We start from the raw sequence: 19,307 nt of genomic DNA on the forward strand, positions 1-19,307 counted from the left end.
AGAAAAGTCAGGAGAGTAGGGTAAACTCAACAAATAGAAAAAAATAGATGAGGTTACCCATGGAAGATATAACAAAACTGTTTTGTCTGGTCGATGATTTTTGCAGAGATATAGAGAAAAATTTTGCAGATAAACTACTGCCAAACGGTAAAAACCCACAAGAGTGCCAGAAATTACACATTCGGAAATTATCACAATAATCCTCTGTATCAGCAATCTCCCTGTGAAAATTTTAAGGCTTTCTACCTGCATTACCTAACATTGCTCTACAAATCAGAGTTTTCGAAGTTGCCTTCATACACTAGGTTTGTTGCTCTAAAGCCCAGGGTTTTGTGGCATTTAGCCATGCTATTACAGTGCCTTTGCGGATGGTCAGAACTTACTGGAATCTCATACATAGATACAACTCCTATTGCAGTTTGCCATGCAAAAAGAATATCAAGAAATAAGGTTTTTGCTGGAATTGCAAAATTAAGCAAGAGTACATATGGCTGGTTTTTCGGCTTTAAACTACATTTGATAATTAACGAGAAAGGTGAAATTCAAGCTTTTACGCTTACAAGAGGTAATGTTGACGATAGAGAGCCTGTAGCAAACCTAACTAAGAAATTAACCGGTCTTTTGTTTGGTGATAAAGGCTATATTAAAAAAGAGCTTTTCCAAGAGTTGTTTAACCGCGGTTTGAAACTTGTTACCAAGGTGAAAAAGGGGATGAAAAACGCATTAATTTCACTACATGAAAAGATTTTGCTGAGAAAAAGGTCGATCATTGAGACGATTTTTGGCTACCTCAAAAATAGACTTGAAATTGAACATACTCGCCATAGATCTCCCGTTAATTTCTTGGTTCACATCTTTTCTACTCTCATTTCCTATTCCTTGAAATCCAAAAAGCCTTCCATTTCCTATACTTTCTTCCTTCCTTAATCCAGAATTAGCGTTTGATATAGTTTTTTCATTTCACTGCCTTTCCAAATTTGAAGCAGGTTGTTTGAGCCATAGTACAAAGTAAATATAGTAATTTTACACTAAAATTTTTAGTTTTGTTTCTGTGGGTTAGTTGGTACGAGCCTTGCCTTTAAGAAGATGTAAAATCACAATTATTACGAATAACATTCCACCAATAACTGATATAGCTCCACCCGTAATAAAACAAGCACGTGCCAACATTGATGAAATACTTGGCAGATCTGCAACTTTTCTTAAGGCACCATATCCACCAAGCCAAACAAGTCCAGTAATGTGGAGAAAATGTCCCAAGCTATATGCATAAATCTGTAATCTTACTATGGAGCTTTTTATTTCTTTACAGCCCAATTTTGGTAACAGCCAGTAGATAAAATTCATAAAAGCTATAGTAATACCAACTACAGAACCATGATAATGCGCAGGAATAGTGACATTTCCTTCAATAGTTAGCACTCCAAGCACACCTCCATAAATGAACAATACAAACGAGTGAAGAAGATAATTGCCCTTATCATTGAGCAGAGTTTTTATGTTGCAATACACTAATATTGTTAAAAAGCACGGCAGAACTGCTCCAGCAATTCTCATATGCCAGGTAAAAAACTGTATTAATTCAGCACTATCCGCCGAATAAATAAAGTATATAAACGGCGCACCTACGGTCAAAACTGTGTTTATAAATAGTGGTAAAATGGTAATTTTATTTAGACTAATATAGCGAGCATTCAGTATGATCAAATAAACTAAAAACATTGCTTGAGCAAAGGCAAACTGCAGTAAATGCCCGCCTCCCCAAAAGAGATATTCATAAAATAAATTCTTGTCTGAGTGATATAGACCTGGAGGCATATTTTTATGTGCTAAAACAACACAAAGAAATGATGACACAAGTATAATGACCAGGCCAATTTGTCCGATTGAAAGATATGAGTCTTGTTTATTTGATATGTAGGTTAGAGCTGTATTTATCAATATGCTGGTAATGAAAAGACTGAGTCCAAGTAAAAATAATTTGTTTTGTAATACAGGTATATAGTTACTTTTGATAACTTCAGTATTTGGAACAAATGCAGATATAAACATTAGCAGCATGGAAAGGATTGAGAGAATCCATGAGAAGTTAAACCAATGATTGGTGTTTTTTAAGTTTATGATGAAGAGCAGAGATATTATAGAGCACATCCATACCAAAATTGACAAATTTACGTGTATCACCAGTGCATTATCAAAAATATATTGTGCAGAAGGAATGAGAGAAGAAATAAAAGGCAATCGTAGAAAAATAACAATTATTGACAGCACTCCAGAACAAGCAAGAGCAAGTACTGCCAAGAATATCCATTGCCTGCAAAGTGAAGCGTTATTTTGTATGTTGAGCATTTACTTTTAGGTACTATAGCATAAGATAGTATACATTTTTCAAATTGATATGAGTAGTTCAAATGAATGACATCACAACAATATCTTTCATCCTGAAAATGCTGCCTGTTTCATATTGGAGTAGTATTACTGACAGCATTAGTTTGAGCTATAGATATTTCTTTTAGTCCATACTTGATAAAAGTTATTACAGTAAGAGAATCTTTACATAATGGTATGATATTACGTTAATGCTTTTGATCCACAATTAAGAACATTTTCGTTGTGATTTACGTTTCTAGTATGTATATTAATGAATCTTGTTTTCACTAAATAATGAAAATAATAATTGTCATGATAATGTTATTGTATAGTAACTATACAATGGCAAGCGAACGAATAAGTTTAGTAGATAAAAAATTATCTCAAGGATATGTAGCTCCAATACTTACAGAAAATAGCGTTATTTTACCAGACAAGCACGGTACCTTATATTCCTTTGATATCGATAACCCAAGAGTTATAAATTGGAAATTATACCTCTCAAGTAGGAAAAAAATTGGTAATATGAGTTTATCGAGCTACAAAGAAAATGTTTTCTTTGTAGTGGATAACATTCTACACACAATAGATGCGAAAACAGGGGAGATTCAATGGGAAAAAGAATTAAGAGCTCCGGCAAGAGGGAAAGCAATAGTAATAAACAATAAGTTGGTAGTATTGACTATTGATAACTATCTAAATATATTTGATATAAAAGATGGCAGCCCCATTTGGGCTTATCAAAATGGTATAAATGAAGTTCGAGGTTTATATTCCATCTCACCAGCAGTCTCTAGTGATAAAATAATGGCACCATTTTCAAATGGAGAGTTAATAGCTTTTAATGAAGAAGGTAAAAAACTATGGAGCCAAAAATTAGCTACAAATCTTTTAGACACACAGCTTACAGATGTAACTACTACACCTAGAGTACACGATAATATCTTAATAGCTACGAGCAACTCTTATATTTATAGCATCGACGTAAACTCAGGAAATATTTTATGGTCAAGGCCACTACAAGTAAAAAGTATATCAAACATTGAGTCATATTATAGCCCTCTTATTCCTGCAGAGAAACAAAAAGAAGGCGGAAGAATTTTCATGGTGACTAAAGATAATAAGGTAATTGGCATCGACATACAAAGTGGAAAAACAGTTTGGACATCTGATTTTATAGAGAATGTGCAGTTGTTTGTTCCAATTATGTATGCCCATACGCTTTGGGTAACAAGTAATAAAGGTTCAATATTTGCTTTTCCTGGATCTGAAAGTACAGGAAGGGTAATTAAAATACCTGGTAATGTGTTTCATGCTCCAGTATTTACCCATGGTAAGATGTATGTAACGACTGAAGGAAATGGTGTTTATTCTTTAGAGAATAGGTTTGTTTTTTATGACTGATTATGATTTAATTATTATAGGTGGTGGTCCAGGTGGTTACAAATGCGCTATTGCTGCTGCAAAACTTGGACTCAAAGTTGCTTGTATAGACAAAAATAGCATTTTTGGTGGCACGTGTTTGCGAGTTGGGTGTATACCATCAAAAGCATTACTCCATTCCTCTTATCAGTATGCTAGTGCGAAAAATAATCTATCAAAATTTGGCATAAAAGTTAAGGATGTCAGTCTCGATTTTAGAGAAATGATAGGCTATAAAGACGCTAGAGTTCAGGAACTTGGAAAAGGCATAGAATATCTGTTTAACCTTTACAAAATTACTAACATCAATGGACTTGGAAAAATTACTTCTTTTGATCAAGGCAATCTTGAAGTTTTAGTTGAAGGTAAGGTACTGAAGGCAAAAAATATAGTAATTGCAACTGGTTCTGATGTTAGTTCTCTACCAGGAATTGATATTGATGAGAAAAATATCATTTCATCAACTGGTGCATTGTCTTTAACTGAAGTACCAAAAAAACTTGTTGTAATTGGAGCTGGGGCAATAGGACTTGAAATGTCTTCTGTGTGGAATAGGCTGGGCTCTGAAGTTACTGTAGTAGAGTTTTTTGATAGAATCGCTGCAGCAATGGATGGCGAACTAAGTAAGTCTTTACTTTCTAGTCTACAAAAGCAGGGAATAAAATTTTTACTCAGCACCAAAGTTGAAGAGATAAAACAAAGTAGTAATTCTTTGAGTGTGAAAGTTTGCTCTGTAAAAGATAATCAAACAAACTCTATAGAGGCGGATAAGGTATTGGTTGCAGTAGGACGCAAACCATGCTCTGAGGGTCTTGAAAAAATAGAAAAAGACAGTCGTGGCTTTATTAAAGTCAACAATAGTTATGAAACCAACGTAAAAGGAATATTTGCTATTGGTGATGTGATTGGTGGAGCAATGCTTGCTCACAAAGCTGAGGAAGAAGGGGTGACAGTTGCAGAGATACTAGCAAGGCAATTGCCTCACGTTGATTATGAAATCATACCGTCAGTCATTTACACCCACCCTGCAGTTTCTTCAATCGGTAAAACTGAAGAAGAACTAAAAAGTGCTGGTCGAAAGTATAAAGTTGGTAAATGTCAATTTGCTGCAAACGGTAGAGCAAAAGTCACTGACGATGCTGAGGGATTCGTGAAAGTTCTGACTTGTAGCAAAGCAGATACAATACTCGGTGTACATATCATAGGAGCATACGCTGATACGCTAATCAATGAAGCAGCGGTTGCAATGGCATATGGTGCAGCAGCAGAGGATATATACAGAATTTGTCACTCTCATCCTGATATAAATGAAGCCTTTAGGGATGCGTGCATCGATGCTTTCTTTAAAAAGTAACTGTGGACCTCGGTTCAATCATTGAAAAATGGTACGATTGGCTAAAGTACAACAGGTCTTACTCACCAAATACTTTGGAATCATACATGAGGGACCTCAAGGATCTTATAAGTTTCCTAAACACTCACATTGGTGAAGAAGTAAATGTTGGCGCTTTAGAAAAATTAAGCATACCTGAACTGAGAAGTTGGTTTACCTCTCGTTATGCAAGAGGTGTAAATGCGAGATCTAACACTCGCGCATTGTCAGTAATCAGAAATTTTTTCAAATATATAAAAAACAATTATGAAATAAATAATGAAGCGGTATTTTCTTTATCAAGGCCAATTCAGAGAAGAACTCTACCTAAAGCACTTTCAATATCTAACATAGAAACTCTATTGAAAGAAATGAAATTGCCTGATCTAGGCGAGCCTTGGGTGGTAAAAAGAGAAATTGCAATTGTCGTTCTGCTATATGGTACGGGCTTAAGAATCACTGAAGCACTGAATCTTAAGGTTAGTGATATTAGCAATGAAAGTTTAATAGTAACAGGTAAGGGAGATAAACAAAGGCAGGTATTTATTCTTCCAGTAGTAAAAAAGTGTATACAAAAATATATAAAAGCTTGTCCCCACTTTGACGAAGCGGGACATCTTTTTGTCGGGGTAAGAGGAAAAAAATTGGGAAGAACTTATGTTGCTAATCGTTTGCAAAAAATAAGAAGATTTTTAAACTTACCAGAAATTTTATCTCCACATGCATTTCGACATAGTTTTGCTACTCATTTGCTTCAGGAAGATATTGACATAAGATCAATACAACAGCTGCTTGGCCACTCAAGCCTTGAAACTACTCAAGTTTACACTCACCTAAACTATCAAGATGTCTTCAATATGTATAAAAACTTTCAGAAGAGTTTGAATAAAAAATCGAAATCTTAACTTCGTCTTAAATCGATAATATTGCCGAACTGAGTGCTTGCAACATCATTCAGTACTATACTTGCTTTATATAAGCAATAGTGACCAGCAGAGAAGAAAGCAAAAACGTTTTGCAAAAGGTTATGAATGAAAGAGAATAGACAGCAGAATTTAAATTAGAAGCTATGTCAAGAAACAAGTCAAGCAAATAGCAAAAGAGCTAGGCTCTGTGTACAAAATGTTAGCAGGTCAAATTAATTGAGGACGGGGATTTGTGACTAAAGTTCATGCACTTGTTGACGTGCTGGGAAACCCATTCAAATTTATTTTGACCTCAGGCTAGAGGAACAAAATTACTCAGTTGACTAAAAATGTCTCTAGCTACACTATAAACGCTAATTCTGGATTAAAAAGAGAATAGAAAAGTCAGGAGAGTAGGGTAAACTCAACAAATAGAAAAAAAATAGATGAGGTTACCCATGGAAGATATAACAAAACTGTTTTGTCTGGTCGATGATTTTTGCAGAGATATAGAGAAAAATTTTGCAGATAAACTACTGCCAAACGGTAAAAAACCCACAAGAGTGCCAGAAATTACACATTCGGAAATTATCACAATAATCCTCCTGTATCAGCAATCTCCCTGTGAAAATTTTAAGGCTTTCTACCTGCATTACCTAACATTGCTCTACAAACAGAGTTTTCGAAGTTGCCTTCATACACTAGGTTTGTTGCTCTAAAGCCCAGGGTTTTGTGGCATTTAGCCATGCTATTACAGTGCCTTTGCGGATGGTCAGAACTTACTGGAATCTCATACATAGATACAACTCCTATTGCAGTTTGCCATGCAAAAAGAATATCAAGAAATAAGGTTTTTGCTGGAATTGCAAAATTAAGCAAGAGTACATATGGCTGGTTTTTCGGCTTTAAACTACATTTGATAATTAACGAGAAAGGTGAAATTCAAGCTTTTACGCTTACAAGAGGTAATGTTGACGATAGAGAGCCTGTAGCAAACCTAACTAAGAAATTAACCGGTCTTTTGTTTGGTGATAAAGGCTATATTAAAAAAGAGCTTTTCCAAGAGTTGTTTAACCGCGGTTTGAAACTTGTTACCAAGGTGAAAAAGGGGATGAAAAACGCATTAATTTCACTACATGAAAAGATTTTGCTGAGAAAAAGGTCGATCATTGAGACGATTTTTGGCTACCTCAAAAATAGACTTGAAATTGAACATACTCGCCATAGATCTCCCGTTAATTTCTTGGTTCACATCTTTTCTACTCTCATTTCCTATTCCTTGAAATCCAAAAAGCCTTCCATTTCCTATACTTTCTTCCTTCCTTAATCCAGAATTAGCGTTCTTGGTAGTACTCCATCAAAAACCAGCAATAGCACTCAATTAAAAAGAGGTCTATCTGAGGTTACTAATCCAAATTTGCTTGAAGATTTGAAAAATAAGATAAAACACAGGAAAGAAGAAGAAAAAGAAAATAATGCGAGTGACAAAACTGCAGATAAAGGAAGCAAGAATAGTATTCATGTTAAGAATCCAGAAATCAGAAATAGCGCTCAGTCAAAAGAAGAAGATAATGCGAGTGACAAAACTAAAAATGACAGAAGCAATACTAAACAGGTTGTGCCGAAAAAACCTATGACTAAACAACATAATGGTGTACAGTCTGATAGTGAAAATCAAAAGTCATCTGTAGCAGAACAAAAAAAGGCAACTGCCTTAAAATATTCAATTGCTATTTTGTTATTGTGTACATCCGGTCCTGTAGCTGGAGTATGCACGTATTTCATCATTTCAGCGGTATTAAGTAGTGCTGCAGTGCCAGTGTCTTCTGCAGTTATTGCTTTTGTTTCTGCATCGGTTATGTTGAGCTTAGCTGCATATCTTATCAATTCACACCTTTCTGCAATAAACAGCGAGAAAGGAGTTGATCCTGGTAGAAAACAATCACAAGATTTACAGAAAGCAAAAGGACTTGAACATAGCAATACTCCTACACCATCATTTCCAGTAATGTCTGGAATACCCATTGTACCACTACTACCTCCACCACCTCCTCCATTGCCACAAAATGCTGCACCACTACCATCTCCGCCGCCTCCTCCTCCTACAGCTTCCAAGTATACGGAGAAACCTAAGAATGGTGCACCGAAAAAGGCTAATGAATCTAAGCATGATCGTTCTGATCTGCTTGAACAGATAAGAAAAGGTACGAAGTTAAAACCTATTAATGATGGTGCACCGGAGAAGGCTATTGATTCTGAACAAAACAAGTCATTACCTGCGGGTGCCAAACAAGAAACAAAAGAAGAGTATTTTGCAAGAATTGAGAAGTTGCGAGAAGAGAATAAGCAACGTGCAATGAGGAATGCTCAATGTCATGATTCTGGGATAGCTAATATCCTGAAGAGGAGACCAGCAATAGAATTTTCTAGTAGTGAAAGTGAAGTTTCTGACCACAGTGAAAGTGATGATTGGAGCAATGATAAATCGAAAAAACCGAAAGAGAAAAAGCTGACAAAATCCAGGAAAAAACCTACGCCTTCAAACTCCCAACCAGAAGATGAAAGAGGAAGCAAGAGTCCTGACAGTGGTCATGAATCTGATGATAATGTAAAACCTAAATCCACAACTCCACCACGTTCTACACTAAAGGCAGAGAAGCCACCGATATCGCCTAAGCCTGTTAATTCAAAAACGAAATATGAAGCTTCTCCTGCAGCACAAGCAAATAATGTTGACTCAGTGAATAGTGAGGTGCAAAAACCATTTCAAGTTCAAAGTGTCGTAGATCGAGGTAAGAGAAAGTAGTACACTCTTCTTAAAATAAGTTTACCTACAGGCCTGATTGTATTAAGATTACTTAGTACAATCAGATTTATCAAATGCGTTTATCTCAATATTACCTGCCAACTTTAAAAGAAACCCCGGCTGGTGCTGAAATTATTTCTCATCAATATTTGTTACGTGCGGGCTTAATCAAGCAGACAGCATCTGGAATTTATTCTTGGCTGCCGCTTGGTCTTTTGGTACTTAAAAATATTAAAAATATTATCAGAGATGAAATTGGTGCAATTGAAGTGTTGATGCCTTGTGTGCAGCCAGCAAGTCTTTGGCGAGAGTCAGGACGTTACGATGATTACGGCAAAGAAATGCTACGTATTAAAGATAGGCATGAAAGCGATATGCTTTTTGGTCCAACACATGAGGAGGTGGTAACTGATTTGATTAGAAATACGGTAAAAAGTTACAAAGATTTACCACTTTATTTATATCAAATTCAGTGGAAGTTTCGTGACGAAGTAAGACCTCGTTATGGCGTTATGAGAGGCAGAGAATTTCTGATGAAGGATGCATACAGTTTTGATGTAGATTACGAAGGTGCACTGAATTCATATAATTTGATGTATAAAACTTACATAAAAATCTTCAAACGCATGGGACTTACTCCAATTGGAGTGAGGGCGGATACAGGACCAATTGGAGGAAATTTAAGTCATGAATTTCATATATTGGCAAACACCGGTGAGAGCACTCTATATTATGACAATAAACTTTTTGAATTACTAGAAAGCGAAGATATTGAAAGCCTGAAGAGCATATATGCAGTTGCAGACGATATGCATGATCCTAAAATTTGTCCTATACCGCAAGAACAGTTAAATGTTAGTAAAGGTATTGAAATAGGGCATATTTTTTATTTTGGCGACAAATATTCAAAGCCTATGAAGGCAAGTGTTACTTCTCAAGATGGAAAAAATGTTAACATGCATATGGGTTCGTATGGTATTGGAGTTTCAAGGCTTGTTGGCGCAATAATAGAAGCTTTCCATGATGACAAAGGAATTATCTGGCCAGAGGCAGTAGCTCCTTTTAAAGTTGGTTTGATCAATTTACAAACGAAAGTAACGGAGGCTGCAGATAAAATATACAAAGCTTTGAAAAGCGATGAAGTGCTTTATGATGATACGGACGAAAGTGTAGGAGTGAAATTTGCCAGAATGGATCTGATAGGCTTGCCGTGGCAAATAATTATTGGAAAGAAAGCAGTAACTTCAAATATAGTTGAAGTAAAAAATAGGGCAACTGGAGAGGTAGAGGAAATACAAGTTGAAGAAGCAATAAATCGTTTTAGCGCAAAATGATATACGGTATTGGCACTGACATAGTATATATACCCAGAATATTGAGAATATCACAAAAATACGGGGAAAAATTTCTCAATAAAGTCTATACTAAGAAGGAAATAGAGATAAGCAAAAAATATAATAGCCAAGAAGTAAGAGCAAAATATTTTGCTAAACGCTTTGCTGCAAAGGAAGCTTTTGTTAAAGCGCTAGGCACTGGATTCAGCCAAGGAATTATAATGAAAGATATAGAAATATACAGTACTATCAGGGGAAAACCACATCTTGCTATCACAAAGGATTTCATCTCGAAAGACTACAAGATACACCTTTCTCTAAGTGATGATCAAGATTATGCTACTGCGTTTGTTGTAATTTGCGTTGAGTAGATATTGTTTAGTACATATGATTTCAAAAAAATTTTTGAAATTATACTTTGACCTACACAGATCGACCTTTCTGTGAATCCTGGTTTCTGCTTTCTTCAACTTGTTTTGCAAAAGACGTCTCTTGTGTATTCATATGTTGAAGTGGTTTAGCAATTTCGCGCACAACAGCAGCAACTGCAGTTAAAAACGCCTTGAATAATCCACCTAAAACTCCACCAACTGCTTCTCTACCGTACATACGAGCTTGCTTTTCATTGTCATCAGCAGTTTCCCCTGCCCTCCTTCGTGGATCCATTCTATGAGCAATAACTGAAAACAACACCCCCCTAATTGAAGACTTCACTCGTGCTTTTGCCTTCTGAACATCCCCATCACTTGCTACTTCATGTTTTTCCCTGCTATTCATTAGCTCCTTTTGTTGTTGAAAACTTAAGATCTCTTCCATCAGTTGTTTCTTTCTCTTTTCCAGAACTCTTTTCTTGGACTCTGATTTATCGCGAGTGTGTTTTGTGGTTTCAAGTTCTACATCAATATCCTCAGATGCTGCTTGGCTATATAAGGTTTCTATGAGCCTATCTATACTTCGCTTTACTTGCATAGTCCTTTCGTAACTATCTAAATTATCAACTCCTTCATCAATTTGACTTAAAATATCCTCGAAAGGTTTTAAATACTCTTTGCACTGCTCTTCAAGCTGATTTTCATTCTTCAAATTCCTTTCTCTTCTGTCATCGCTATTCTCTTCAACATTATCATCGCCTTCTTCGAAAAGATCCTCATCGTTCATAATTTTTTTTAATTTATTCCCACTTATTATTATTGTATATGAAAAAATTAAATTAACACTAATGAAAAGTGTTCACAACTTCAGCACTGGCTAAAACTACAGTGAAGCTGTCAAAGGTGGCAGGATCATAATATCTCTCATACAATTCAACCGAACACCTGAGTTTTATCTTCTCCTTAGCATTAAAACTAATCTAATAATCATTATTAGAGTTTAACATTGCAGAATTACGCAATAATTCATCAGCCAATACTGAATTAAAATGCCATTAATTTTTATTGTAATCTTTCTACTTCCAGCACAATCAAACACTTTTCTCCAGCCAAAAGAGGAAATATCTTTCATCTCCTCTTTGTTATTACGCAAAGTAAACCTTAAGTTTCGTATATTATTCAGCACAACAAAATTATTGTCATGACCTTTAATTTTCAGCTGTAATTTGCTCATCGCTACCTCCTTGTATTAAAATATCAAAATTAATTGTTGAATGTAAAACTTCATCGTGCTGATTTATAGCACAATTACTTTCCAAAATGGTCTCACTACTAATGCTCTTTACCACCAAGCCAACATGCTTTATAGCAGCAAGCATGCTGCTTATATGATAAGTATATATGTCGCATGAAAATCTTACTTTTGTAGCAAAATTAGATAGCATATGCAGGTTAACATAATTTACTATGCGCAATCTCAGATAAGGAATAGTAACCTGCTTAGGCAGGTAATCATAGATGTTATAGTATTTTCTAAAATGAATGATAAATTACCATTATGGTATTACCAACCAAAAGTTGTAAGTCTGTACATTTATACATCAGAGGTCTGAGGCGGCTTTTGATGGTATGCCAACAGTGTTCTATGGGATTCAAATCTCACTTTTACCCACAAGTATAAAAAGCAAGTAAGATAGAGAAAAATATACTTAAGATGAGGTAAAAATGTGTGAAGTAAATAGAAATGTACAATGTGCTGATGGCTTAGGAGATAAATGGCTAGAAAAAGAGTTGAGACATGTTAATCTGGGAGATGTAAGGCTTAATACAAGACTTATTAAAACAAGCTATTTAATAGAGAATAAGGCGTCTGGGTCAATTAGTCAAAGCTGTGTAGGATGGAAAGAAGCTAAAGGTGCATACAGATTATTTAGCAATGAGAAGCTTGAAGCTAAGGAAATTTATTCTTCCCATTATAAAGAAACTATGGAAAGGATAAAAGGAAATGAGCTGGTATTTTCAGTTCAAGATACAAGTTATTTGGATTTTGACTCTCATATAAAGACTAAGGGTCTAGGTAGTATTTCTAAAGCCTATACAAAATATAAAAAGGGTTTGTTATTGCACAGTAACTTAATGGTTAACAAAGACGGATTACCTTTAGGGCTATCTTCTCAACAGTGTTGGGCACGTTCTATCAGGGAAGAAACAGCCCAAGAAAAAGCAAACAGGAAATACCGTACTGCTATAAAGGAGAAAGAAAGCTATAAGTGGATAGCGGCACTAAAAGAAACCCTAAATAACCTCGCAGAAGGTGTACAGCTTGTTACTATTGGTGATAGGGAAGCAGATATTTTTAAGTTTTTATGGACTGTTGAATCATTGGACAGTTTTTATGTAATCCGCAACCGAACTAATAGGAAATTCATCTGTATTGAAGGGGGAAAAACGGATTTGCAAACACGTATAACTCAACTGCCTGTAAAAAAGGAAATTGTCTTGAATGTTGCTGAAAATAAATACCAGATCTCAAGAAAAGCTAACATTGAAGTCAGGTATATGAAAGGCTATATACCTATCAGATCTCCTTACATTTATGGATCGAAAGATACAGAGCATAAAATAAGTGATAAAATCGCTATATATGTAGTAAGTGCCAAAGAAACAAATCCTCCTGAAAGAGTAGAAGCTATTGATTGGACTTTGCTGACTAATGTACCAGTTAATAGCACTTTAGATGCTATAGAAAGGATAAATTGGTATAAGCTAAGATGGAAAATCGAGGAGTATTTTAGGATTTTAAAATCAGGATGTAAGGTAGAAAGCTCTCGTTTAGCTACAAAAGAAAGATTAGAGAAATTAATCGCTATAAAGAGCATTATTGCATTTAATATTTTATATTTAACAAAAATCGCTTTATCGAATCCTATGGAGGTTTGTACTAAGGTTTTAAGTAATGAAGAGTGGAAAACCCTTTACATACGTGAGCATAAAGTAGCCAAATTGCCAGAAGAACCTCCAAACATAAAACAAGCTATTATTTGGTTAGGAAAATTAGGTGGATTTATGAATAGAAAAAGTGATAATTTACCAGGAACTATGACTCTATGGCGTGGTTATGAAAACCTCAGGGAAAGCATGGTTATGCTTCGCATAATGACCTCTCAAAGTTGTGGGTAAAAGTGAGGATTCAAATCTGGTGAATATGTTGGAAGATACAGCACATGACAGCCAAAAGACTCTATTAATGATTTTGTTTTAGTGGTCTTATGAAATGTAGCATTATCCATAACTATGGTTGTGCCAAGTGGCAATTTAGGTTTCTCCAACCATATATTGAATACCTCTTTGTCACACCCACCTTTGAAAGTCATTGGTGCAATAAATCTCATTCCAATCCACCCGGCTACTATACCGATTCTCTCTCGCTGGAATATCTGCATAAATTTTCTTTCCTCTTGGAGCACGTCCATATTCTCGGTATAACTTATTATCAACTCCTGCTTCATCTATATATAAGATGCTGGAATGATCTATTTTTGAGATTTTATCAATAAATTGCTGCCTATCTTCTTGATTGCGCTCTTGATATAGTGTGACTTTTTTTTAAAGTAATTTTTAGCTGTTTTAGTCTATACCAAATTGAATTTATTCCAAATCCAAGATTTTGTTTCATCTCTGCCAGAGTATGATCTGGATTCTTTGTAACATATTCTTCGAGTATTTTTGGGTCTATTTTTCGAATAAAGCTACCGTTTTTAGATGGCTTTAGGCTTTCATTAGGCTTTCACCAGCAGCTTTCTTTTTTAACCAGCGGTACAGCGTTGCTATTCCTATCTCCATGAGCTCTGCTATCTCAACCTTTGTCTTCCCTTTTTCTATCATCAATACTGCCTTTTCCCTTAAATCCACACTATATGCCATTATAACTCAAATACTTTATTATACCTTTATCATTTACTTTAGGAAATACTATAACACCCATAATTAATCTCCGATAGCTTTTTACCTCTTGATTTATTAAATTAACATCCGCACCGTTTTCTATTAAGGCCTTAGCTCCTTTGAAATTGCTTTTTGCAATTTGCAGATGAAGTAAGTAACGACCAAGATGATCAGTTGCATTAGGATTTGCACCTTGTTCAATCAAATACCTTGCAATTTTATCATTAAATTTGTGATCATAAGTTGCAGATTGTAGTGGCTCAGGATTTCGCGATAACTCATTTTAGCTATTGATTTATTCATCTGACAGATTGATTTGACTAACTCTAAATCTTTTTTCATAACTGCCTTTCCGACTACAGTGACGAATTTTACACCTTGCTCTATTAGATATTTAGCCATTTTACTATCAATAGCATAACCTAATAAATTTGTACCATTTTGGGAATTAATCTCAGTAACAACATCTTTAATAATAGCGCTGTTTTTCTCAAAAATTGATTTTACTTTTTCTAAGTCATTCTCCTTAACATCTCTAAGAAGCTTTTTTAATACAGAATCTTTCTTCTTATTTTCAGCTAGAATTTTCTCTAGTTCTTCAGGATTCATAAATACACCTCAACACACACAATCAAAAAAATTATATCCAAATCAGAATTGTTTGTAAAGGATCTTTAGATATTATCTTGCCCAAAGGTTAATTTATTTTATAATCTTTCTGTATTCTAGAAATTTCAATTAAATGAACTGCTATAAAACTCACGCGTGTAATGAATTAAGGAAGAATGATGTAGAAAAGGAAGTTACTCTCTCTGGGTGGCTGTACCGTAAACGTGACCATGGTAACATAATCTTTGTTGATTTAAGAGATTTTTATGGAATTACTCAACTGGTATTCAACAATGACAAAGACTTTTTTGATGAAATTTCAAATTTAAAATCGGAAAGTGTGATTACTGTCACAGGAATAGTCAAAGCTAGAACTGAAGACACGGTAAATAGCTCTATTTCCACAGGAGAAATTGAAGTTATAGTTAGTAAATTACAAGTTGAATCGGAAGTTGAGTTCCACTGTGATGAAGAAATAGCAAAAGAAGAAAGGAGTATATTAGCAAGTATCGCCGGTGAGCAAGAATACCCAGAAAACATGAGATTTAAATATCGTTTTCTTGACTTAAGACGTGAAAAAGCCCGTAACAACATTATTCTGCGTTCACAGATCATTTCAGAGCTCAGGAGGCTCATGATAGAGCAAGGATTTTTGGAAATTCAAACTCCAATACTTACTGCTTCATCTCCTGAAGGTGCACGTGACTACTTAGTGCCAAGCAGACTAAATCCTGGTAAATTCTATGCATTACCACAAGCTCCGCAGATTTTTAAGCAGTTGCTTATGGTTTCGGGGTTTGATAAATATTTTCAAATTGCACCTTGTTTTCGTGATGAGGACGCAAGGGCTGACCGTTCTCCTGGGGAGTTTTATCAGCTAGATCTTGAAATGTCTTTTGTAATTCAAGAAGATATATTTCAGGTTATTGAATCTACCTTATATAAAGTATTTGCCAAATTTTCTCGCAAGTCTGTCGATAAAGATTTTCCACGCATTACATACAAAGATGCAATGCTCAAATACGGTTCTGATAAACCAGATCTGCGCAATCCACTATTGATTAGTGATGTAACAGAAATTTTCCGTGATTCAGGGTTCAATATTTTCAAAAGCAACGTTGAGCGTGGTATGGTAGTAAGAGCCATTCCTGCACCTAAAACAGCAGAGGAACCACGCAGCTTTTTTGATAAAAAAATAGAACATGCACAGAAAGAATTCGGTGCTAAAGGTCTTGGATATATAACATTCGATAAAGATGGAATTGCAAAAGGACCAATTGCTAAATTCCTTGATGACAATAGGTTAAATTCCATAAAAGAAATAACAAATATAGAACCTGGAGATAGTGTATTTTTTGCTTCTGATAAGGAAAATGAAGCAGCAATAATTGCAGGGAAAGTGCGTACTCTTTTGGGATCAGAACTGGGTCTTATAGATGATAATATCTTCAAATTCTGCTGGGTCATCGATTTTCCATATTTTGTATATGATGATAAAAGTAAAAAAATAGATTTCTTTCATAATCCATTTTCCATGCCACATGGTGGCTTGAAAGATTTAGAAGAAAAAGATCCGCTGGACATCCTTGCTTACCAATATGATCTTGTTTGCAATGGAATAGAGCTGTCAAGTGGGGCGATTCGTAATAACAAGTTGGATATTATGTATAAGGCTTTTGCCATTGCAGGCTACAGTAAAGAGGAAGTTGATACAAAATTCGGCGCGCTTGTTCGTGCATTCAGATTCGGTGTTCCTCCTCATGGTGGAATAGCACCGGGGGTTGATAGAATGGTTATGCTGCTTGCTGATGAGCCGAACATTCGTGAAGTAATCTGTTTTCCTATGAATCAGCAAGGAGAAGATGTTCTAATGGGTGCTCCTTCTAAAGTGGACAATAAACATTTACGTGAGTTGTCTTTAAATGTTATTGAATAAAAATTTTTATAGCGGAGTGTGGTAAGCTGGAAGTCATGAACGATATTCAAAAAGCAATACTATCAAGCATAATCTGCAATATGATTATATGGTATGAAGCAACTCTGTTTGGAGTTTTAACTCATATAATAAGCAACGTTTTTTTTCCTTCAGAAAATGATTATTTGAGCACAATCAAATTTCTTGGCAGTTTTGCAATTGGCTTTGGATTTAGACCACTTGGTGCGTTTATTTTTGGTTACATTGGAGATAAGCACGGCAGAAGGAAAATTTTGCTGACTTCCGTAATATTAGCTTCGATATCGTCTACTGCAATTGCGGTTATACCAAGCTTTAGAGAAATAGGAATATTTTCTCCTATACTGCTTCTGTTTTGTAGGATAGTACAAGGAATGGCAGCAGGTGGAGAAACAAGTGTTAACTCTGCTTTTTTAATAGAGCATTCAAGCGATAAAAAAAATCTAGGATTCTTAGGGAGCATGAAAGCGTTTAGTGGTGCTCTCGGTTCTATCACATGCTTTGTAATGATAGCTATTTGCAAAAAGTTTACAGGTGAAAATTATGAAATTTGGGGCTGGAGGTTGCCCTTCTATTTCTGCTTCATTATGGGCATAATAGGCTTTTTAACAAGATATATAATGGAAGAGAGTTTAGCATATAAAATTCATGATCAAAATAGAAGCTTATCTGATTCTCCATTTTTAGAATTAATCAAAACCTACAAAAAAGCATTTATATTAGCAATTGGGCTTGGTATCGCTCAAAATGCAATCGTTTATTCGGTAATAATGTTTTATAACATATCTGTAAAAGCGCTTACTCTGTCAGGTATTGATATTAAAAATGTAGTAAGGATTATAGTTGAAATTACATTTGGAACGTCCGCAGTGCTATTTGCAATACTGTCTGATAAAGTTGGAAGAAAAAATGTAATGATTCCTATATTAGTAGCTCTAGCTTGCACTGGTTTGCCGGTACTTTCGCTATTATCAAATGATAACCACTATATTGTCACGCTCTCTTTTCTGTTGATAAGTGTGCCGATAGGTGCATCTTTTGGAATATATAATTCTCTTGCCTGCGAGTTATTTCCAACAAAAGTTAGGTGCACCGGCTTTAGCCTCGCACATAACATATCTGCAGGTATTTTTGGCGGCCTTTCTCCATCGATATGCATGTGGCTTATAGAAAAAACCGAAACAAAACTTGCCGCAGGGATTTACCTTACTGTTTGTGCATTGATTAGCCTAATATCTGTACTTCAAATTAAAGCCAAAGACAAAAAAATTGATTGGTGAAATCGCTTTAGTCAAAAGATAGCGCTTCAATAGATTTTTCGATGTGTTTAGGGACAGGAGCAGTAATAGTGACTTCTTTATTATTTGGCAATTTTAAAGACAAAGAATATGAATGTAGGTGAATCTGATTTGCTACTCCATCAATAAAAGCTTTTTTACCGCCATATTTACCGTCACCAAGAATAGGACAATTTATATGAGCTAAATGTGCACGTAATTGATGAGTTCTGCCAGTAATTGGTTGTAATTTTAAATAAGCAACATTATGTTTTAACCTTGCTATAATTAAAAAATGCGTAGTGGCATTTTGAGGTGAATCTTCATCAACGACTACTTTTTCTTGCCCTGAAATATATTTTTTCACCAACGGATAGTCTATTGTTCCATTATCTTTGCTCGGTATACCAAAAGTTAATGCTAGGTAAGTTTTTTTTATCCTCCGTCCTTTAAATTCTTCCATAAGGTATTTGGCAACGCTGGCATTGCGTGCGAATATTATTACTCCGCTTGTATCCCTATCCAGCCTGTGAACAATTTTAAATATTTCTCTCTCTCTTATTTGGTCAAGTAAATCACTAATGCTAATTTTTACCTTTATGCCGCCTTGAACAATGACCCCTGCGGGTTTGTTTATAGCTAGTATATATTCGTCTTCATATAATATGTTCTCTCTTAGTAGATTCACTAACTTTTCATTATATTTGCAGTCAGAATTAGTGTTCTCAATATAGTCTAAGTATCTTATCATTATAGTTTGCCCAGAGCTTACCCTATCGCTGGATTTTGCCGTGCAATTATCAACCTTGATTAATCCTTTCCTTAAAGACTTCTCAATTGCAGATTGTTTCAAATTGGGAAAAATTCTTCTAATGTACCTATCGAGCCTAGCATTATTGTCTTCTACTAATATGGTTTTGATACCTTCTGACATCTTACTTA

At 35.2% G+C, this 19,307-nt stretch carries 15 protein-coding genes and 5 pseudogenes; 11 read left to right on the top strand and 9 right to left on the bottom strand.

All coding sequences use genetic code 11. The annotated features are described in order from the left end of the window. Positions 1–59: 59 nt before the first annotated feature. Positions 60–927, top strand: a pseudogene (locus O1Q06_RS02385) (IS982 family transposase). A 129-nt stretch (positions 928–1,056) separates the two neighbouring features. Here the strand turns inward: O1Q06_RS02385 and O1Q06_RS02390 are convergent. Next, positions 1,057–2,349 (bottom strand): cbb3-type cytochrome c oxidase subunit I, encoded by a 1,293-nt coding sequence (locus tag O1Q06_RS02390; protein WP_410542912.1) that lies wholly within the window; start codon positions 2,347–2,349, stop codon positions 1,057–1,059. 315 nt (positions 2,350–2,664) lie between these two features. On the opposite strand from O1Q06_RS02390, the gene O1Q06_RS02395 reads away from it, so the two are divergent. The 7 genes and pseudogenes from O1Q06_RS02395 to O1Q06_RS02425 all read left to right on the top strand — a co-directional run bounded on the left by O1Q06_RS02395 (position 2,665) and on the right by O1Q06_RS02425 (position 10,580). Next, a complete protein-coding gene (locus O1Q06_RS02395) occupies positions 2,665–3,774 on the top strand; it encodes a PQQ-binding-like beta-propeller repeat protein (RefSeq protein WP_410542913.1) in 1,110 nt (369 codons plus the stop codon). Further along, entirely contained in the window at positions 3,767–5,146 is a 1,380-nt protein-coding gene (lpdA, locus tag O1Q06_RS02400; RefSeq protein ID WP_410542914.1) for a dihydrolipoyl dehydrogenase, read from the top strand. The genes O1Q06_RS02395 and lpdA overlap by 8 nt, the downstream gene beginning before the upstream one ends. A 2-nt stretch (positions 5,147–5,148) precedes the next feature. Continuing rightward, positions 5,149–6,069 (top strand): tyrosine-type recombinase/integrase, encoded by a 921-nt coding sequence (locus O1Q06_RS02405; protein ID WP_410542915.1) that lies wholly within the window; start codon positions 5,149–5,151, stop codon positions 6,067–6,069. Between the two features lie 458 nt (positions 6,070–6,527). After that, positions 6,528–7,396: pseudogene (locus O1Q06_RS02410) on the top strand (IS982 family transposase). A 90-nt stretch (positions 7,397–7,486) separates the two neighbouring features. Beyond that, the gene (locus tag O1Q06_RS02415; protein WP_410542916.1) at positions 7,487–8,875 is read left to right on the top strand and encodes a WH2 domain-containing protein; all 1,389 of its coding nucleotides are present in this window, start codon (positions 7,487–7,489) and stop codon (positions 8,873–8,875) included. A 74-nt stretch (positions 8,876–8,949) separates the two neighbouring features. After that, positions 8,950–10,209 carry a proline--tRNA ligase gene (gene proS / locus O1Q06_RS02420; RefSeq protein ID WP_410542917.1) on the top strand — a complete coding sequence of 420 codons (1,260 nt, stop codon included), beginning with the start codon at positions 8,950–8,952 and terminating at the stop codon, positions 10,207–10,209. Next, positions 10,206–10,580, top strand: a complete 375-nt coding sequence (locus O1Q06_RS02425) for a holo-[acyl-carrier-protein] synthase (protein ID WP_010401163.1) — start codon at positions 10,206–10,208, stop codon at positions 10,578–10,580. The genes proS and O1Q06_RS02425 overlap by 4 nt, the downstream gene beginning before the upstream one ends. A 52-nt stretch (positions 10,581–10,632) precedes the next feature. Here the strand turns inward: O1Q06_RS02425 and O1Q06_RS02430 are convergent, their stop codons facing one another. From O1Q06_RS02430 to O1Q06_RS02440, 3 genes and pseudogenes are all read right to left on the bottom strand, one after another. Further along, positions 10,633–11,367 carry a hypothetical protein gene (locus tag O1Q06_RS02430; RefSeq protein WP_214303365.1) on the bottom strand — a complete coding sequence of 245 codons (735 nt, stop codon included), beginning with the start codon at positions 11,365–11,367 and terminating at the stop codon, positions 10,633–10,635. A 58-nt stretch (positions 11,368–11,425) separates the two neighbouring features. Beyond that, positions 11,426–11,814 (bottom strand): annotated as a pseudogene (locus O1Q06_RS02435) (phage tail tube protein). Further along, a pseudogene (locus tag O1Q06_RS02440) lies at positions 11,789–12,115 on the bottom strand (DUF3168 domain-containing protein); the annotation flags it as partial. The pseudogenes O1Q06_RS02440 and O1Q06_RS02435, both read right to left, overlap by 26 nt. 190 nt (positions 12,116–12,305) lie before the next feature. Here O1Q06_RS02440 and O1Q06_RS02445 point away from each other — a divergent pair. Beyond that, the gene (locus O1Q06_RS02445) at positions 12,306–13,760 is read left to right on the top strand and encodes an IS4 family transposase (RefSeq protein WP_410542423.1); all 1,455 of its coding nucleotides are present in this window, start codon (positions 12,306–12,308) and stop codon (positions 13,758–13,760) included. Here O1Q06_RS02445 and O1Q06_RS02450 read toward each other — a convergent pair. The 4 genes and pseudogenes from O1Q06_RS02450 to O1Q06_RS02465 form a co-directional block, all read right to left on the bottom strand. Beyond that, positions 13,745–14,089, bottom strand: a complete 345-nt coding sequence (locus O1Q06_RS02450; protein WP_410542578.1) for a transposase — start codon at positions 14,087–14,089, stop codon at positions 13,745–13,747. The genes O1Q06_RS02445 and O1Q06_RS02450 overlap by 16 nt on opposite strands. 56 nt (positions 14,090–14,145) lie before the next feature. Continuing rightward, a pseudogene (locus O1Q06_RS02455) lies at positions 14,146–14,334 on the bottom strand (IS630 transposase-related protein); the annotation flags it as partial. 14 nt (positions 14,335–14,348) lie between these two features. Continuing rightward, on the bottom strand, positions 14,349–14,504 hold the full coding sequence (locus O1Q06_RS02460; RefSeq protein ID WP_410542829.1) for an IS630 transposase-related protein: 156 nt from the start codon (positions 14,502–14,504) through the stop codon (positions 14,349–14,351). Beyond that, positions 14,494–14,730, bottom strand: a complete 237-nt coding sequence (locus O1Q06_RS02465) for a hypothetical protein (protein ID WP_410542918.1) — start codon at positions 14,728–14,730, stop codon at positions 14,494–14,496. The genes O1Q06_RS02460 and O1Q06_RS02465 overlap by 11 nt, the downstream gene beginning before the upstream one ends. Before the next feature lie 537 nt (positions 14,731–15,267). On the opposite strand from O1Q06_RS02465, the gene aspS reads away from it, so the two are divergent. Continuing rightward, entirely contained in the window at positions 15,268–17,070 is a 1,803-nt protein-coding gene (aspS, locus tag O1Q06_RS02470; protein WP_410542919.1) for an aspartate--tRNA ligase, read from the top strand. A 35-nt stretch (positions 17,071–17,105) separates the two neighbouring features. Then, positions 17,106–18,368 carry an MFS transporter gene (locus O1Q06_RS02475; RefSeq protein ID WP_410542920.1) on the top strand — a complete coding sequence of 421 codons (1,263 nt, stop codon included), beginning with the start codon at positions 17,106–17,108 and terminating at the stop codon, positions 18,366–18,368. Positions 18,369–18,375: 7 nt separating this feature from the next. Here O1Q06_RS02475 and O1Q06_RS02480 read toward each other — a convergent pair whose 3' ends face one another. Further along, positions 18,376–19,299 carry an RluA family pseudouridine synthase gene (locus tag O1Q06_RS02480; protein ID WP_410542921.1) on the bottom strand — a complete coding sequence of 308 codons (924 nt, stop codon included), beginning with the start codon at positions 19,297–19,299 and terminating at the stop codon, positions 18,376–18,378. Positions 19,300–19,307: the final 8 nt, after the last annotated feature.

The organism is Wolbachia endosymbiont of Tetranychus urticae (assembly GCF_046529255.1).
Classification (GTDB): domain Bacteria; phylum Pseudomonadota; class Alphaproteobacteria; order Rickettsiales; family Anaplasmataceae; genus Wolbachia.

Coding starts and splice junctions, on each gene's coding strand:
- O1Q06_RS02390 (WP_410542912.1), bottom strand. CDS start 2,349: ATGCTCAACATACAAAATAACGCTTCACTTTGCAGGCAATGGATATTC.
- O1Q06_RS02395 (WP_410542913.1), top strand. CDS start 2,665: ATGAAAATAATAATTGTCATGATAATGTTATTGTATAGTAACTATACA.
- lpdA (WP_410542914.1), top strand. CDS start 3,767: ATGACTGATTATGATTTAATTATTATAGGTGGTGGTCCAGGTGGTTAC.
- proS (WP_410542917.1), top strand. CDS start 8,950: ATGCGTTTATCTCAATATTACCTGCCAACTTTAAAAGAAACCCCGGCT.
- O1Q06_RS02425 (WP_010401163.1), top strand. CDS start 10,206: ATGATATACGGTATTGGCACTGACATAGTATATATACCCAGAATATTG.
- O1Q06_RS02430 (WP_214303365.1), bottom strand. CDS start 11,367: ATGAACGATGAGGATCTTTTCGAAGAAGGCGATGATAATGTTGAAGAG.
- O1Q06_RS02445 (WP_410542423.1), top strand. CDS start 12,306: ATGTGTGAAGTAAATAGAAATGTACAATGTGCTGATGGCTTAGGAGAT.
- O1Q06_RS02450 (WP_410542578.1), bottom strand. CDS start 14,089: ATGAAGCAGGAGTTGATAATAAGTTATACCGAGAATATGGACGTGCTC.
- O1Q06_RS02460 (WP_410542829.1), bottom strand. CDS start 14,504: ATGGCATATAGTGTGGATTTAAGGGAAAAGGCAGTATTGATGATAGAA.
- aspS (WP_410542919.1), top strand. CDS start 15,268: ATGAACTGCTATAAAACTCACGCGTGTAATGAATTAAGGAAGAATGAT.
- O1Q06_RS02475 (WP_410542920.1), top strand. CDS start 17,106: ATGAACGATATTCAAAAAGCAATACTATCAAGCATAATCTGCAATATG.
- O1Q06_RS02480 (WP_410542921.1), bottom strand. CDS start 19,299: ATGTCAGAAGGTATCAAAACCATATTAGTAGAAGACAATAATGCTAGG.